The 14,207-nt window shown below is 68.2% G+C and carries 13 protein-coding genes and 1 pseudogene; 9 read left to right on the top strand and 5 right to left on the bottom strand.

All coding sequences use genetic code 11. From position 1 onward, the window contains the following. Positions 1-199: 199 nt before the first annotated feature. Positions 200-694 carry a hypothetical protein gene (locus tag ACIPEK_RS03940; RefSeq protein ID WP_383070876.1) on the bottom strand — a complete coding sequence of 165 codons (495 nt, stop codon included), beginning with the start codon at positions 692-694 and terminating at the stop codon, positions 200-202. Between the two features lie 973 nt (positions 695-1,667). On the opposite strand from ACIPEK_RS03940, the gene ACIPEK_RS03935 reads away from it, so the two are divergent. From ACIPEK_RS03935 to ACIPEK_RS03905, 7 genes are all read left to right on the top strand, one after another. Continuing rightward, positions 1,668-2,672 carry an ABC transporter permease gene (locus tag ACIPEK_RS03935; protein WP_401990269.1) on the top strand — a complete coding sequence of 335 codons (1,005 nt, stop codon included), beginning with the start codon at positions 1,668-1,670 and terminating at the stop codon, positions 2,670-2,672. A 95-nt stretch (positions 2,673-2,767) separates the two neighbouring features. Beyond that, the gene (locus tag ACIPEK_RS03930) at positions 2,768-4,546 is read left to right on the top strand and encodes an ABC transporter substrate-binding protein (RefSeq protein ID WP_401990267.1); all 1,779 of its coding nucleotides are present in this window, start codon (positions 2,768-2,770) and stop codon (positions 4,544-4,546) included. 145 nt (positions 4,547-4,691) lie between these two features. Further along, positions 4,692-5,693, top strand: coding sequence for an ABC transporter permease (locus tag ACIPEK_RS03925; protein ID WP_383070974.1), 1,002 nt, complete (start codon positions 4,692-4,694; stop codon positions 5,691-5,693). Next, entirely contained in the window at positions 5,690-6,790 is a 1,101-nt protein-coding gene (locus ACIPEK_RS03920; protein ID WP_401990264.1) for an ABC transporter ATP-binding protein, read from the top strand. The genes ACIPEK_RS03925 and ACIPEK_RS03920 overlap by 4 nt, the downstream gene beginning before the upstream one ends. A 35-nt stretch (positions 6,791-6,825) precedes the next feature. Further along, positions 6,826-8,010 (top strand): ABC transporter ATP-binding protein, encoded by a 1,185-nt coding sequence (locus tag ACIPEK_RS03915; RefSeq protein ID WP_401990774.1) that lies wholly within the window; start codon positions 6,826-6,828, stop codon positions 8,008-8,010. 19 nt (positions 8,011-8,029) lie between these two features. Next, positions 8,030-8,701, top strand: coding sequence for a trimeric intracellular cation channel family protein (locus ACIPEK_RS03910; protein WP_401990261.1), 672 nt, complete (start codon positions 8,030-8,032; stop codon positions 8,699-8,701). Positions 8,702-8,820: 119 nt separating this feature from the next. Further along, on the top strand, positions 8,821-9,687 hold the full coding sequence (locus ACIPEK_RS03905; protein WP_401990258.1) for a thioesterase family protein: 867 nt from the start codon (positions 8,821-8,823) through the stop codon (positions 9,685-9,687). A 151-nt stretch (positions 9,688-9,838) separates the two neighbouring features. Here the strand turns inward: ACIPEK_RS03905 and ACIPEK_RS03900 are convergent, their stop codons facing one another. The 3 genes and pseudogenes from ACIPEK_RS03900 to ACIPEK_RS03890 form a co-directional block, all read right to left on the bottom strand. Beyond that, a complete protein-coding gene (locus tag ACIPEK_RS03900; RefSeq protein ID WP_401990255.1) occupies positions 9,839-10,276 on the bottom strand; it encodes a hypothetical protein in 438 nt (145 codons plus the stop codon). Further along, on the bottom strand, positions 10,273-10,497 hold the full coding sequence (locus tag ACIPEK_RS03895) for a hypothetical protein (RefSeq protein WP_401990252.1): 225 nt from the start codon (positions 10,495-10,497) through the stop codon (positions 10,273-10,275). Before ACIPEK_RS03895 ends, ACIPEK_RS03900 begins: the two co-directional genes overlap by 4 nt. 297 nt (positions 10,498-10,794) lie before the next feature. Continuing rightward, a pseudogene (locus tag ACIPEK_RS03890) lies at positions 10,795-10,962 on the bottom strand (IS5/IS1182 family transposase); the annotation flags it as partial. Between ACIPEK_RS03890 and ACIPEK_RS03885 the strand changes: the two are divergent. Then, positions 10,930-12,099 carry a cysteine desulfurase family protein gene (locus tag ACIPEK_RS03885; protein ID WP_401990249.1) on the top strand — a complete coding sequence of 390 codons (1,170 nt, stop codon included), beginning with the start codon at positions 10,930-10,932 and terminating at the stop codon, positions 12,097-12,099. The pseudogene ACIPEK_RS03890 and the gene ACIPEK_RS03885 sit on opposite strands and share 33 nt — an antisense overlap. Positions 12,100-12,204: 105 nt before the next feature. Here ACIPEK_RS03885 and ACIPEK_RS03880 read toward each other — a convergent pair whose 3' ends face one another. Then, positions 12,205-12,885, bottom strand: coding sequence for an N-acetylmuramoyl-L-alanine amidase (locus tag ACIPEK_RS03880; RefSeq protein ID WP_401990246.1), 681 nt, complete (start codon positions 12,883-12,885; stop codon positions 12,205-12,207). A 61-nt stretch (positions 12,886-12,946) separates the two neighbouring features. Between ACIPEK_RS03880 and mnmA the strand changes: the two genes are divergently transcribed. Further along, on the top strand, positions 12,947-14,074 hold the full coding sequence (mnmA, locus tag ACIPEK_RS03875; RefSeq protein WP_401990243.1) for a tRNA 2-thiouridine(34) synthase MnmA: 1,128 nt from the start codon (positions 12,947-12,949) through the stop codon (positions 14,072-14,074). Positions 14,075-14,207: the final 133 nt, after the last annotated feature.

Below are 14,207 nucleotides of genomic sequence, written 5' to 3'. Positions count from 1 at the left end.
AGAAATTTCGCCGAATAGGAAATTCAGGCGGCGGCGGATCGTGAGGGCGCGATCCACTCCACGACGACCGCAACGGTGGCCTCATGATGGTCGAGTCGACCCGTGATGAAATACGGGCCGACTCATCGGGGTGCGCACACGCATTCATTGCATCGCAGTGGAACACGTGTGCTTCCCTCGTGACTTCATGCTGCGGGATCTACGGCTTCGGAGTGCAGGAAGAACCCTTCGTCTGGCACTCTGTGAAGTAGATGGGTGCCACGATGGCCTTCATGTAGTAGGTCTTGAGCTTCGTGGTGCTGCAGTTGCCGTTCTGCTTCCACTTCTCGATCGCGAACTTGCGGTACAGGGCAGTCGGCTGCGTGAATCCACGCTTCTTCGCGTCCACGCTCATCTTGTTCGTCACCGTTACGCCGGACGAAACCTTCTTGCTCACCGAGTAGGAGGTACTTGCCTCGATCTTGGCAATGCCCCACCCGATACTGCCCCCGGCCTGACCGGTCCACGTCGTCGTGCGGCTCTTCGTGGTCTTGACGGCGAAGGACAGCGTCGAGGTGTGTGAGCTGCTGTTTCTCTTCCCCACGATCGGCCCTCGGGCGGCGTATGAAGGCTTTCCGTAAGCGTGTGCTTGATAGAAGGTGAAGACGTCGCATGCCTGGGCGCCGGTGCCGGATGCCGACGCTGTGCCCTGCATGGCGGCAAAGCTTCCGATGAGTAAGGCTGCAGTCGTGGCGGCCGAATACAGGGTGCGCCTGCGTGTGGGAATCATGCTCTTCGTTCTCCGTTCTCGTGGTGCTGCGGGTTGCAGCGTTCGCGAGAGGAAAACTAGCCCCCGGCTGTCGCGCCTTCAATCGATTCCCGATCCATCTCCCGCCGAGGCGTCGACGGAACCCTCGAATCTGTTGACGATTCAATTTGCTCCCTTCTGTAAATGTGAAGTGTGTCTGAATTGCGGACGATGCGAATCGGAATCTTCGGGAGGAATTGGCCGCGGATGATGGCGGGTGTGATGCGCATCACTGAAGTGAACGGATATGAGTTCGAAGATATGACGCGAGTATTTCCGGTACGGAAGTTGTTGGTCGACGGTTGACCGAGAGGGTGGTCTCGGTGGAAGAGTTTTCCGTTGATGGGTGAAGCGGGCGTGGCGAGTGGCGTGATGCCGTCCGGCGGGTCGGTGGGGTGTTGTGGGTCCTCTTCGGTGTGGGCCCGGGGAGTTTCTCTCCATGGGATTGGCGTGTCCGGGCCCCTCCTGGCTCGAAGTGCCGGAGTGGGGGCGGGGCCGGCGGGGCAGGCTGTGCACGCGCTGGGGTGCGTGTCTCCGGGCGCAGGCGGAGTGTGTTGCGGGAGGTTTATGTTCTCGATGTCCATGCCCGTGGCATCTGGTGCAACTGGAGCCCGTAACGGCATGGTTCGGCTTGTGTGCACGATTCAACCCCAACTGCCCTGTGTTCGGAGGTCGTTTAGCCTTGTCCGGATAACGGAACACCCCAGACCGCATCACGGTTAGGCATCCATTCGCCTGACGCTATGGCTACCTGTCGCGACGGCAATGAAGACTCCCGCAGCAAGGGCGTCTAGCCGCCTCTGCGTACGACTGACTGATCGAGCCGCCACAGCGGCCAGTTCGGCCCGGCCACCGCCGGTTGAGAGGGGTCCTTGCCACGATGACGGCACCACTGCACGAGCCGACCACGGAAGCGGCCCCGATCGCGACCGGCGGTCCCGCAGCCGACTCCGGGGCGAAGAAGGTCGAGGGGCGCTCCCTCAAGCAGATTGCCTGGAACCGCCTCAAGCAGGACAAGGTCGCTCTGACGGGTGGCATCGTTGTCCTCGTCCTGATCGTGGTGGCCGTCTTCGCGCCCCTGATCGTGGGCCTGCTGGGACACCCGCCGAACGATTTCCACCAGGACAAGCTCGATCCGCTGACCAATCTCCCCACGGGGTCCCTCGGCGGCGTGAGCGGCGACTTCCTCTTCGGCGTCGAGCCCAACAAGGGGCGCGACATCTTCAGCCGGATCGTCTACGGCGCCCGGATCTCGCTGCTCGTGGCGTTCCTCGCGGCCCTGGTCGCCGTCGCGCTCGGCACGCTCTTCGGGATCATCGCCGGTTACTTCGGCGGCTGGGTCGACGCGGTGATCAGCCGGGTCATGGACGTGCTGCTGTCGTTCCCGCAGCTCCTGTTCATCATCTCCCTCGTCTCGGTCCTCCCCGACGATCTGCTCGGCCTCACCGGCAGCGGGGTGCGCATCGCCGTACTCGTCGCCGTCATCGGCTTCTTCGGCTGGCCGTACGTGGGACGCATCGTCCGGGGCCAGACGCTTTCGCTGCGTGAACGCGAGTACGTGGAAGCGGCGCGCAGTCTCGGCGGCGGGCGGGCGCACATCCTCTTCCGCGAGCTGCTGCCGAACCTGGTGGCGCCGATCACCGTCTACGCGACGCTGATGATCCCCACCAACATCCTCACCGAAGCGGCCCTCAGCTTCCTCGGCGCCGGTGTGCGGCCGCCCACGGCTTCCTGGGGCGGAATGCTGCGGGACGCCCTGGAGACGTACGAGCACGACCCGATGTTCATGGTCTTCCCCGGCGTGACGATCTTCATCACCGTGCTGGCCTTCAACCTCTTCGGGGACGGGCTGCGCGACGCCCTGGATCCCAAGGGGACCCGATAGCCCACGACTTGCCCCTGCCGCACTGTCAGGTGGCTCTTCCCATGGTTCTCCGGCAAGCAATGGCCTGGGACCGCGATCTCGGAGGTTGCGAGAAAATGTCCACAGTTACCTCGAAACGACGGCTCACCGCGGGTGCGGCCCTCGTGGTCGCGGCGCTGATGACCACCACGGCGTGCGGCGGCGGCGACGACGGCGACAGCGGCGGCGGCAGCAAGGCGAAGGGCGCCGGCTTCAACGCGGCGTTCAACAAGGTCGCCAACCCGTCCACCAAAAAGGGCGGAACGCTGAAGATGGTCGGCAAGCAGGACCTCGACTCCGCCGACCCCCAGCGCGCCTACTACGGCTTCGCCTGGGACTTCATGCGCTTCTACACCCGTCAGCTGGTCACGTACGACACGAAGCCGGGCGCCGCCTCCACCAAGCTGGTCGGCGACCTCGCCACCGGCCCCGGTGTGATCTCGGACGGCGGCAAGACGTACACGTACAAGCTGCGTCCTGGCGTCACCTGGGAGGACGGCTCCAAGCTGACCTCCAAGGACGTCAAGTACGGCATCGAGCGCATCTGGGCGACGGACACCATCACCGGTGGCCCGCAGTACCTGATGCAGACGCTGGACCCCAAGCACGAGTACAAGGGCCCGTACAAGGACACGTCCGCGGACAAGCTCGGTCTGAAGGCGATCGAGACGCCCGACGACAGCACCATCATCTTCAAGCTGCCCAAGCCCAACGGTGACTTCGAGCAGTTCCTCGCCATGCCGTCCGGCTCGCCCGTGAAGGCCTCGCAGGACACCAAGGCGAAGTACACCCAGCGGCCGTTCTCCTCGGGGCCGTACAAGTTCGAGACGTACAAGCCGGGCAAGAGCATCGTGCTCGTCCGCAACGACAAGTGGGACAAGTCCTCGGACCCGATTCGCGCCGCGTTGCCGGACAAGATCAGCATGACGATCTCCGCCAATCTGGAGGAGAACGACAAGAAGCTGATGGAGGGCGACTACGACGTCGACATCAACGGCACCGGCATGACCCAGTCCGGCCGTGTGACCGCCGTCCAGGACCACAAGGACAGCGTCGACAACATGCAGACGTCCTTCGTCCGCTACGTCGCGCTCGTCCACACGGCGAAGCCGCTGGACGACGTCCACTGCCGCAAGGCCGTCTTCTACGCCACGGACTTCGCGGCCCTGCAGCAGACCCGCGGTGGCGAGATCGCTGGTGGCGCGATCGCCAACAGCACCCTGCCGGCCTCCATCAAGGGCCACAGCGACTACGACCCGTACGGCGTCCTCGCCCGCAAGGGCAAGCCGGACGCCGCCAAGGCCAAGGAAGAGCTGAAGGCGTGCGGCCAGCCGAACGGCTTCACCACCAAGCTCAGCGCCCGTAACAACAACCCGGGCGAGGTCGACACCGCCGAGGCGCTCCAGGAGCAGCTCGGCAAGGTCGGCATCAAGATCGAGGTCGACCCGATCGACGGCGCCGAGGCCTCCAGCATCACCGGTTCGCCGTCCGTCGTGAAGAAGCGCGGCTACGGCATGACGATGAGCGGCTGGGGCCCGGACTTCCCGTCCGGCCAGGGCTTCGGCCAGCCGCTGTGGGACAGCCGGTTCCTCTCCGAGACCGGTAACTACAACGAGTCGCAGCTCAAGGACCCGCAGATCGACAAGATCTTCGACGAGGCGATCGCGGAGACCGACCCGGTCAAGGCCGGCGAGATCTACAAGAGCCTCGACAAGCGGATCCTGGACCAGGCCGACTGGATGCCCTTCATCTACGAGAAGAACATCACCTGGCGCGGTAAGCGACTGACGAACGCCTACATGTCCGACGCCTACAACGGCCGTTACGACTACGTCTCGCTCGGCGTCGTCAAGTAATCGCTGTAGTCAACAGCATGTGCAGTCAACCCGGTTGACTGCTCCACCGCCGCCGAAACCCGCCAGTCCGAAGGGCAGGTGATGGCCCGGGGCGGTGGCCGGGAGCCCCCACAAGGGGTTCCCGGCCACCGGCGGGCCGCGCACAGTGCTTGCTTATCTCATCCGGCGCCTGTTCGCCGTAGTCATCATGGTGCTCGTCGTACTGCTCGCGACCTTCACCATCTTCTTCATGCTGCCCAAGTGGGCGGGTCAGGACGTCGCCGTCCTCTTCGCCGGCAAGGCTTCCGGTGCCGAGCAGCTCCAGGGCATCCGGATAAAACTGGGTCTCGACGACCCACTCCTCGTCCAGTTCTGGGACTTCGTCAAGGGCATCCCGATGGGGCGCGACTACGCGAACGGTGACGACGTCACCCACTGCGCCGCACCCTGCTTCGGCTACTCCTTCCGCACGGAGGTACCGGTCTGGACCACCCTCAAGGACGCCCTGCCCGTCACCGGTGCGCTTGCCGCCGGTGCCTGCGTCCTGTGGCTCATCGGCGGCGTCGCCACGGGTGTCGTGTCCGCACTCAGGCGCGGCACCATCTGGGACCGTGCCGCGATGACCACCGCCCTCGCCGGCGTCTCTCTGCCGATCTTCTTCACCGGCATGGTCGCGATGGGCCTCTTCGTGCACAACTTCGGCTGGGTGCACATCGCCGACAACCTCTCCACGGACGACGGCATCGGCACCTGGTTCCAGACCCTGATCCTGCCGTGGATCGTGCTCGCCTTCCTGAACGCCGCGATGTACGCCCGCCTCACCCGAGCCACCATGCTCGACGTGCTCGGTGAGGACTACATCCGCACCGCGCGCGCCAAGGGCCTGGGCGAGGGGACCGTCATCACCCGGCACGCCCTGCGCTCCGCGATGACGCCGATCCTCACCGTCTTCGGCCTCGACATCGGTGTGCTCCTCGGCGGCGCCGTCCTCACCGAGTCCACGTTCAACCTGCCGGGGCTCGGGCTCGCGGCGGTCCAGGCCATCAGCAACAAGGACCTGCCCGTGATCCTCGGCGTCACACTGTTCGCGGCTCTCGCGATCGCCGTCGCCAACCTCGTCGTCGACATTATGTACGCCGTCATCGACCCGCGAGTGAGGCTGGGATGACCGAACTGCACAAGAGCGGTGCCGCGCTGGGCGAACCCGCCCCGGCGGGCTCGCCCGCTCCCACCGCCTTCCTCGAAGTGCGCGACCTCAAGGTGCACTTCCCGACCGACGACGGTCTGGTCAAGTCCGTCGACGGGCTCAGTTTCACGTTGGAGAAGGGCAAGACCCTCGGTATCGTCGGGGAGTCCGGCTCCGGCAAGTCCGTCACGTCGCTGGGCATCATGGGCCTGCACACCGCGGGCCAGTACGGAAAGCGCAAGGCACAGCTCTCCGGCGAGATCTGGCTGGACGGCAAGGAGCTGCTGTCCGCGGACCCCGACGAGGTGCGCAAGCTGCGCGGCCGCGACATGGCCATGATCTTCCAGGACCCGCTGTCCGCGCTGCACCCGTACTACACGATCGGCAAGCAGATCGTGGAGGCGTACCGCGTCCATCACGCCGTCGACAAGAAGACCGCCCGCAAGCGGGCGATCGAGATGCTCGACCGGGTCGGCATCCCGCAGCCCGACAAGCGTGTCGACAGCTACCCGCACGAGTTCTCCGGCGGGATGCGCCAGCGCGCGATGATCGCCATGTCGCTGGTCAACAACCCCGAGCTGCTGATCGCCGACGAGCCGACGACCGCGCTGGACGTCACCGTCCAGGCGCAGATCCTCGACCTGGTCCGGGACCTGCAGAAGGAGTTCGGCTCCGCGGTCATCGTCATCACCCACGACCTGGGCGTCGTGGCCGAGCTCGCCGACGACATCCTGGTGATGTACGGCGGCCGCTGCATCGAGCGCGGACCGGCCGAGCAGGTGTTCTACGAGCCCCGGCACCCCTACACCTGGGGACTGCTGGGCTCGATGCCGCGCCTCGACCGCGACCAGACCGACCGGCTCATCCCGGTCAAGGGTTCCCCGCCGTCGCTCATCAACATCCCGTCGGGCTGCGCCTTCAACCCGCGCTGCCCGTACGCGGACGTGCCCAAGGACGACGTGACCCGCACCGTACGGCCCGAGCTGCAGGAGGTCGGCAGCCGGCACTGGGCGGCCTGCCACATGTCGCAGGAGCAGCGGGAGCGTATCTGGACCGAAGAGATTGCGCCCAAGCTGTGAGCGAGGACAAGGCCGTGACGAGCGAGGACAAGGGCGTGGACGTTCCGACGCAGAGGCCTGCCGGGGGCGGCGGGACGGTCAAGGACGCAGCCTCCCGCGAGGTTCTGCTCAAGGTGACCGGGCTGCAGAAGCACTTCCCCCTCAAGAAGGGGCTGCTGCAGCGCAGCGCCGGTGCCGTGAAGGCCGTCGACGGGATCGACTTCGAGGTGCACTCGGGCGAGACCCTGGGCGTCGTCGGGGAGTCCGGCTGCGGAAAGTCGACGATGGGCCGGCTGATCACCCGGCTGCTCGAACCCACCGCGGGGAAGATCGAGTTCGAGGGGAGGGACATCACGCACCTCGGCGTCGGCGCCATGCGCCCGATGCGCCGCGACATGCAGATGATCTTCCAGGACCCGTTCTCCTCGCTGAACCCCCGGCACACGATCGGCACGATCGTGTCGGCCCCCTTCAAGCTGCAGGGCGTCACGCCCGAGGGCGGCGTCAAGAAGGAGGTGCAGCGGCTGCTGGAGGTCGTGGGCCTCAACCCCGAGCACTACAACCGCTATCCGCACGAGTTCTCCGGCGGCCAGCGCCAGCGCATCGGGATCGCCCGCGCGCTCGCGCTCAACCCCAGGCTGGTCGTGGCGGACGAGCCGGTGTCGGCGCTGGACGTCTCCATCCAGGCGCAGGTGGTGAACCTGCTCGACGACCTCCAGACCGAGCTCGGCCTGACGTACGTGATCATCGCCCATGACCTCTCGGTCGTACGGCACGTCTCGGACCGGATCGCGGTGATGTACCTCGGCAAGATCGTGGAGCTGGCGGACCGCGAGTCGCTCTACAAGGCGCCGATGCACCCGTACACCAAGGCGCTGCTCTCGGCGGTGCCGATCCCGGACCCGAAGCGCCGTTCGGCCAAGAGCGAGCGCATCCTGCTGAAGGGCGACGTGCCGTCGCCGATCTCGCCGCCCAGCGGCTGCCGCTTCCACACCCGGTGCTGGAAGGCGACGGAGATCTGCAAGACGCAGGAACCGCCGCTGGTCGCGCTGAAGACCGGGCACCAGGTGGCCTGCCACCACCCGGAGAACGCGCCCGACCAGGCGCCCGGCGAGACGGTGACGGCGGCGGCGCGCGAGGCGATCGAGATCGTCAAGGTGCAGAAGCCGGACGCCGACGAGACCGCCGCGGATGACGGCGCCGCATCGTCCGATACGCCGGAGGACAGCCCGAAGGAGTAGTAACCGGCACAATTGCCCGGTGCTCAACGAACTGTTCACGCCCTCCGTCCAGCATGCGCTCGACATCGTCGGAATCTTCGTCTTCGCGATCTCCGGCGCTCTGCTCGCCGTGCGCAAGAACTTCGATGTCTTCGGCATCGCGGTACTCGCCGAGGTGACCGCGCTGGGCGGGGGGCTCTTCCGTGACATCGTCATCGGGGCGGTCCCGCCCGCGGCGTTCACGGATCTCGGCTACTTCACCACCCCGCTCCTCGCCGCCGGCCTGGTGTTCTTCCTGCATCCGCACGTCGAACGGATCCAGGTGGGCGTCAATGTCTTCGACGCGGCCGGCCTCGGGCTGTTCTGCGTCACGGGCACGGTCAAGGCGTACGCCTACGGCCTCGGCCTCACCGCGTCGGCGGCCCTGGGGCTGGCCACCGCGGTCGGCGGCGGTGTGCTGCGCGACGTACTGGCCAACGAGGTGCCTTCGCTGCTGCGCTGGGACCGGGACCTGTACGCGGTACCCGCGATGGTCGGCGCCACCATGATCGTGCTGTGCATCCGCTTCGACACGCTCAACGCGTTCACCAGCGGCACCGCGGTCGTCATGGCCTTCGTACTGCGACTGCTGGCGATGCGCTACCACTGGCGGGCCCCGCGCGCCTACAACCGGCGGTCGGCGACGGCCGAGGAGGGCCCTGCGGCCACCTGACGCGACTTCGCCCTGCCCACGCGCGGGAGGAATGCGAGAAAGGGCTCCGCACCGTGCGTCGATATCTTCCGGCACCCCAAAGCTACCGCTTAGTAATACGATCGGGTACGGTGCATCGCATGGCACAGGCAGCAGCGCAGACGGCTCAGGCCGCGCAGGTAACCATCGGGAACAGCGAGTTCGACCGCGACACCGCCGTCACCCTTCGCGAGGAAGGCGTCTACGACGCCGAGCTCTCCGCCGGATGGACGATCATCCGCGCCGTCAACGGCGGCTATCTGCTGGCCATGCTCGGCCGTGCGCTCGGTGAGGCCCTGCCGCACCCCGACCCCTTCTCGGTCTCCGCGCACTACCTCACCGCATCCGTCCCGGGCCCCGCGGTGATCCGCACCCAGACGGTCCGAACCGGCCGCACCCTCTCCACCGGCCAGGCCTCCCTCTTCCAGTACGCGCAGGACGGCACCGAGGTCGAGCGCATCCGCGTCATCGCCACCTACGGAGATCTGGACGCGCTGTCCGACGAGGTCCGCACATCGGCGAAGCCGCCGGCCATCCCGCCGCTGGAGCACTGCCTCGGCCCGAGCGACGGTCCGGCCCCGATCCCCGGCAGCTCCGCCATCACCGAGCGGCTCGACATCAAACTCGACCCGGCGACGATCGGCTGGGCCGTCGGCGCCCCCTCCGGCAAGGGCGAGATGCGCGGCTGGTTCGGCCTCGCGGACGGCCGCGACGCCGACCCGCTCTCGCTGCTGCTCACCGTCGACGCGCTGCCGCCCACCTCGTTCGAGCTGGGCCTCAAGGGCTGGACGCCGACCATCGAACTCACCACCCACATCCGCTGCCGCCCCGCCCCCGGCCCGCTGCGCGTCTCCATCACCACCCGCAACCTCGCGGGCGGTTTCCTGGAGGAGGACGCGGACGTCTGGGACAGCGCGGACCGGCTGGTGGCCCAGTCCCGCCAACTGGTGCGGGCGCTGCGCGCATAGCGGTGTCAAGCGGCATGAGGAGGACGGGTGAAGCCCTGCGCCAGGAGCCCGAACAGCCGGGAGGCAGCGAAAGGCTGAGCAGGTCCGATCACGGCTGCGGGCCCCGCCGGGCGGCTGCCCCGGCGGGGCCCGCAGCCCTCATCGCGTGTTCTCAGTCGTTTTCGCTCAGGACGACTCCGTACTCGTCGTCGTAGCCGTTGTCCTTCAGCAGGAGTGACAATGCGGCGCGCTCACCGGTGAAGCGGACGTCGACGGTGCTCTCCTTCTCGCCCAGGAGGAAGTGGGCCGTGACCGGGTGCTGGGCGGCCTTGCCCCAGCGGGTCACCCAGCGTTTCGCGTCGCCCTGCGAGCCTCCGTCCTCCGCCGCGAGATCGGCCAGGCCGCCGACGTCCCGGGCCTTGAGACGCGCCAGGACCTGTTCCGTGATGGAGAGGCTGCCGGGGGTGGGGCGGCCGGTGACCGTCAGGTCGAGCTCGGAGGTGCCGTTCCTGACGCGGTCGGGCGTCTTGTCCGTGTTCAGGGCGTCACACCCGCCGAGGACCAGCACCGCTGCTCCCATCAGGCCGACCGCCCCGTATGCCCGCCTCAACTGCGCTTCCCCGGGCGGATGATGCTGATGGCACTGAGGTTCTTGTTGCGCTTGAACCATTGGTGAGGCAGCGCCGAGGTGACGTCGTCCTGAGGCCGCGGTGTGCCTGTCGGACGCGGGGCGGTGGCCGCTGCGAGCGCGGCGGCTGGAGCCGCCACATCGACGGCCAGAAGGCCGGCGAGCACCAGACCGGTGGTCGCGAACCACCTGGATCCGGACATGGCTGTGCTGAACAAGAAGAATCCCCTGCCGTAAAAAAGAAGTCAAGAATTTGTAAAGGTAGTGGGGGCTTCCTGCTCCGTGATCGAGCCAAGGGTCCCGAACCGGACGGGTCCAAAGTCCTGTGCCCTGACAGCGATGCAGGCGGAAGGGGCGGGAGTGTGCATGAACAGTTCAAAGCGGCGGGACTCCGCCCCGGAGTCCATTCCGCTCCCGGGCCGGATTCGGCCACCTCCCGCCCAGGGGGATGCCGATCAATGAGTCTTTGTCAGTAACAGATCACGACGTTGCGTGATTGATCAGATGGTGCGGCCGTACTCGAGCTGGAGCAGAACGAGGGCCGCAGCGGCGATTTTCGTGATGCGACCGGGGTCGGGGCTGACCCTGGGCGGGGCCTTGAAGCCCCACGGCACGCTCGTACAATCGAGCCCACCATGGCTTACCTCGACCACGCCGCGACCACCCCGATGCTTCCGGAGGCGATCGCGGCGATGACCGCCCAGCTCGCCGTCACCGGTAACGCGTCCTCACTGCACGCCGCCGGGCGCCGGGCCCGCCGTACCGTCGAGGAGTCGAGAGAGACCCTCGCCGATGCCCTCGGCGCACGCCCCAGCGAGGTGGTCTTCACCTCCGGAGGCACCGAGGCCGACAATCTCGCGGTGAAGGGTCTGTACTGGGCCCGCCGCGCTGCCGCCCCCCACCGCACCCGGGTGCTGGCCAGCCCCGTCGAGCACCACGCGGTGCTGGACGCCGTCGACTGGCTCGCCGAGCACGAGGGTGCGAACGTCGAATACCTCCCCGTCGACCCGTACGGACGCGTCCACCCGGACGCACTGCGCGAGGCGATCCTCCGTAGCCCCGACGATGTCGCGCTGGTCACCGTGATGTGGGCCAACAACGAGATCGGCACGATCATGCCGGTGCGTGAACTGGCCGACGTGGCCCGTGAGTTCGGCGTACCGATGCACGCCGACGCGGTGCAGGCGTTCGGGCAGCTGGAAGTCGACTTCGCCCGGTCCGGTCTTGCCGCGATGACGGTCAGCGCGCACAAGATCGGCGGACCGTTCGGCACCGGCGCGCTGCTGCTCGGCCGCGAGTACACCCCCGTACCCGTGCTCCACGGCGGCGGCCAGGAGCGGCACGTCCGCTCGGGCACCCTCGATGTGCCCGCCATCGCCGCCTTCGCCGTCGCGGGGCGGCTGGCCGCCGACGGGCGAGAGGAGTTCGCCCACGAGATCGGCGGACTCCGCGACGACCTGGTCGCGGCCGTGCTGGCGGCCGTCCCCGACGCCGTCCTCGGCGGCGACCCGACGCCGGGCGGGCGGCTCCCCGCCAACGCCCACTTCACCTTCCCCGGCTGCGAGGGCGACTCCCTGCTCCTGCTGCTGGACGCCCAGGGCATCGAATGCTCCACCGGCTCCGCGTGCACCGCGGGGATCGCCCAGCCGAGCCACGTACTGCTGGCCACCGGCACCGACCCGGACCTGGCCCGCGGCACCCTGCGCTTCTCGCTCGGCCACACATCCACCAAGCAGGACATCGACGAGGTGGCCCGCGCCATCGGCCCGGCGGTGGAGCGGGCACGGACGGCGGGACTCAGCTAGGGCCTCTCGGCCCCGTCCGGCGATCGGCCCCGTCATCGGGCGCGCCCGGGGACCGGCCCCGTTCGGTCATCGGCCCCGTCCGCGGACCGGGCCAGGCCGCGGAGGTCACCGCGCGCCCGCCGCCCGGACCAGCTTCAGATACCGGTCCCAGTCCCAGTGCGTCCCCGGATCGGTGTGGTCGGTGCCCGGCACCTCCACATGCCCGATGATGTGCTCGCGGTCCACCGGCATCCCGTACCGCCCGCATATCGCCGCCGTCAGCCGCGCCGACGCCCCGTACATCGCCGCCGTGAAGTCCTGCGGACGGTCCACGAACCCCTCGTGCTCGATCCCGACACTGCGTTCGTTGTACGACCTGTTCCCCGCGTGGAACGCCACATCCAGCTCACGGATCATCTGCGCCACATGGCCGTCCTTGCGCACCACATAGTGCGCCGCCGCCCTGTGCCCCGGGTCCTGGAAGACCTTCACCGCGCCCCGGTAGCTGCCCTGGGTGACATGGATGACGACCCGGTCGATCGGGTAGTCGGCCGGGCGGTCGGCCCGCCGCCAGTTCGCCGGGGACGCCGATATCCACTCGGCCCGCGCGTAGTCCACCTCGCCCGGCGTCCGGGGCTTGTCCACCCCCGGCAGCCGCCACCAGGCTTGCTCCAGCTTCTCCCGCGCCAGCACGGCCGTACCCGCGGCCGTGACGGCAGCGCCGATCAGCAGCCCGCGGCGGCTGATGCCGTGCCCGGACTTCGCCCCCGCAGAGCCCTTGGCGCCCGCCGTCCCCTTGGTCCCCATGTGTTCCACAACGCATATCCGCGAGCGTTCGGTTCCCGGCGCCCCGTACTCTGGTGGAGCTATGACTGAGACTTCCCAGCGCCCCCTCCGTGTGCTCGCCGCCATGTCCGGCGGTGTCGACTCCGCCGTCGCCGCGGCCCGTGCCGCCGAGGCGGGCCACGACGTGACCGGTGTGCACCTCGCCCTCTCCGCGAACCCGCAGTCCTTCCGTACCGGAGCGCGCGGCTGTTGCACGATCGAGGACTCCCGCGACGCGCGCCGCGCCGCCGATGTCATCGGCATCCCGTTTTACGTCTGGGACCTGGCGGAACGCTTCCGCGAGGACGTCGTGGACGACTTCATCGCCGAGTACGAGGCCGGACGCACCCCCAACCCGTGCCTGCGCTGCAACGAGAAGATCAAGTTCGCCGCGCTGCTCGACAAGGCCCTGGCGCTCGGCTTCGACGCCGTGTGCACCGGCCACTACGCCACCGTCGTACTGAACGAGGACGGCAGCCGCGAGCTGCACCGCGCCTCCGACATGGCCAAGGACCAGTCGTACGTCCTCGGCGTCCTGGACGAGAAGCAGCTCGCCCACGCGATGTTCCCGCTCGGTGACACCCTCACCACCAAGGACGAGATCCGTGCCGAGGCCGAGCGCCGGGGCCTCGCCGTCGCCAAGAAGCCCGACAGCCACGACATCTGCTTCATCGCCGACGGCGACACCCAGGGCTTCCTGGCGAGCCGGCTCGGCACGGCCGAGGGTGACATCGTCGACGAGTCGGGTACGAAGGTCGGCACCCACGAGGGCGCCTTCGGCTTCACCATCGGCCAGCGCAAGGGCCTGCGCATCGGCCACCCCGCCCCGGACGGCAAGCCGCGCTACGTCCTGGACATCTCCCCGGTGAACAACACGGTGACGGTCGGCCCGGTCGAGGCCCTCGACGTCACCGCACTCACCGCCATCAAGCCCCGCTGGTGCGGCACGGCCCCGGCCGGCCCCGGCACCTACACCGCCCAGCTCCGCGCCCACGGCGGCGAGACCGAGGTGACGGCGGAACTCGTCGACGGGACGCTGAACGTCTCGTTCACCGAGCCGGTACGCGGCGTGGCCCCCGGCCAGGCGGTCGTGCTGTACGACGGCACCCGGGTGGTCGGCTCGGCGACGATCGCGACGACGGTGCGGCGGGAGACGGCTCCGGCCGGCTGATCGCCCCGGCTGACCGGCCTCGGCTGACCGCCGGGGCCGACACTGCCGGGGCGGCCGTCATAGGCCGCTGCTGCGGACCGTCCGCATGTGATGTACGTACGACGGGGTCCGCCTCCCCGTTCCGCCGGGGGCC

The organism is Streptomyces sp. NPDC088246, from assembly GCF_044741025.1.
GTDB lineage: Bacteria > Actinomycetota > Actinomycetes > Streptomycetales > Streptomycetaceae > Streptomyces.
Note: the sequence above shows the minus strand (reverse complement) of the source record. Positions and strands in the feature narration are given on the sequence as shown.

Bases quoted from the DNA above. Each gene is read 5' to 3' on its own strand.
- ACIPEK_RS03940 (WP_383070876.1), bottom strand. From the start codon at position 694: ATGCAGGGCACAGCGTCGGCATCCGGCACCGGCGCCCAGGCATGCGAC.
- ACIPEK_RS03935 (WP_401990269.1), top strand. From the start codon at position 1,668: ATGACGGCACCACTGCACGAGCCGACCACGGAAGCGGCCCCGATCGCG.
- ACIPEK_RS03930 (WP_401990267.1), top strand. From the start codon at position 2,768: ATGTCCACAGTTACCTCGAAACGACGGCTCACCGCGGGTGCGGCCCTC.
- ACIPEK_RS03920 (WP_401990264.1), top strand. From the start codon at position 5,690: ATGACCGAACTGCACAAGAGCGGTGCCGCGCTGGGCGAACCCGCCCCG.
- ACIPEK_RS03905 (WP_401990258.1), top strand. From the start codon at position 8,821: ATGGCACAGGCAGCAGCGCAGACGGCTCAGGCCGCGCAGGTAACCATC.
- ACIPEK_RS03895 (WP_401990252.1), bottom strand. From the start codon at position 10,497: ATGTCCGGATCCAGGTGGTTCGCGACCACCGGTCTGGTGCTCGCCGGC.
- ACIPEK_RS03885 (WP_401990249.1), top strand. From the start codon at position 10,930: ATGGCTTACCTCGACCACGCCGCGACCACCCCGATGCTTCCGGAGGCG.
- ACIPEK_RS03880 (WP_401990246.1), bottom strand. From the start codon at position 12,885: ATGGGGACCAAGGGGACGGCGGGCGCCAAGGGCTCTGCGGGGGCGAAG.
- mnmA (WP_401990243.1), top strand. From the start codon at position 12,947: ATGACTGAGACTTCCCAGCGCCCCCTCCGTGTGCTCGCCGCCATGTCC.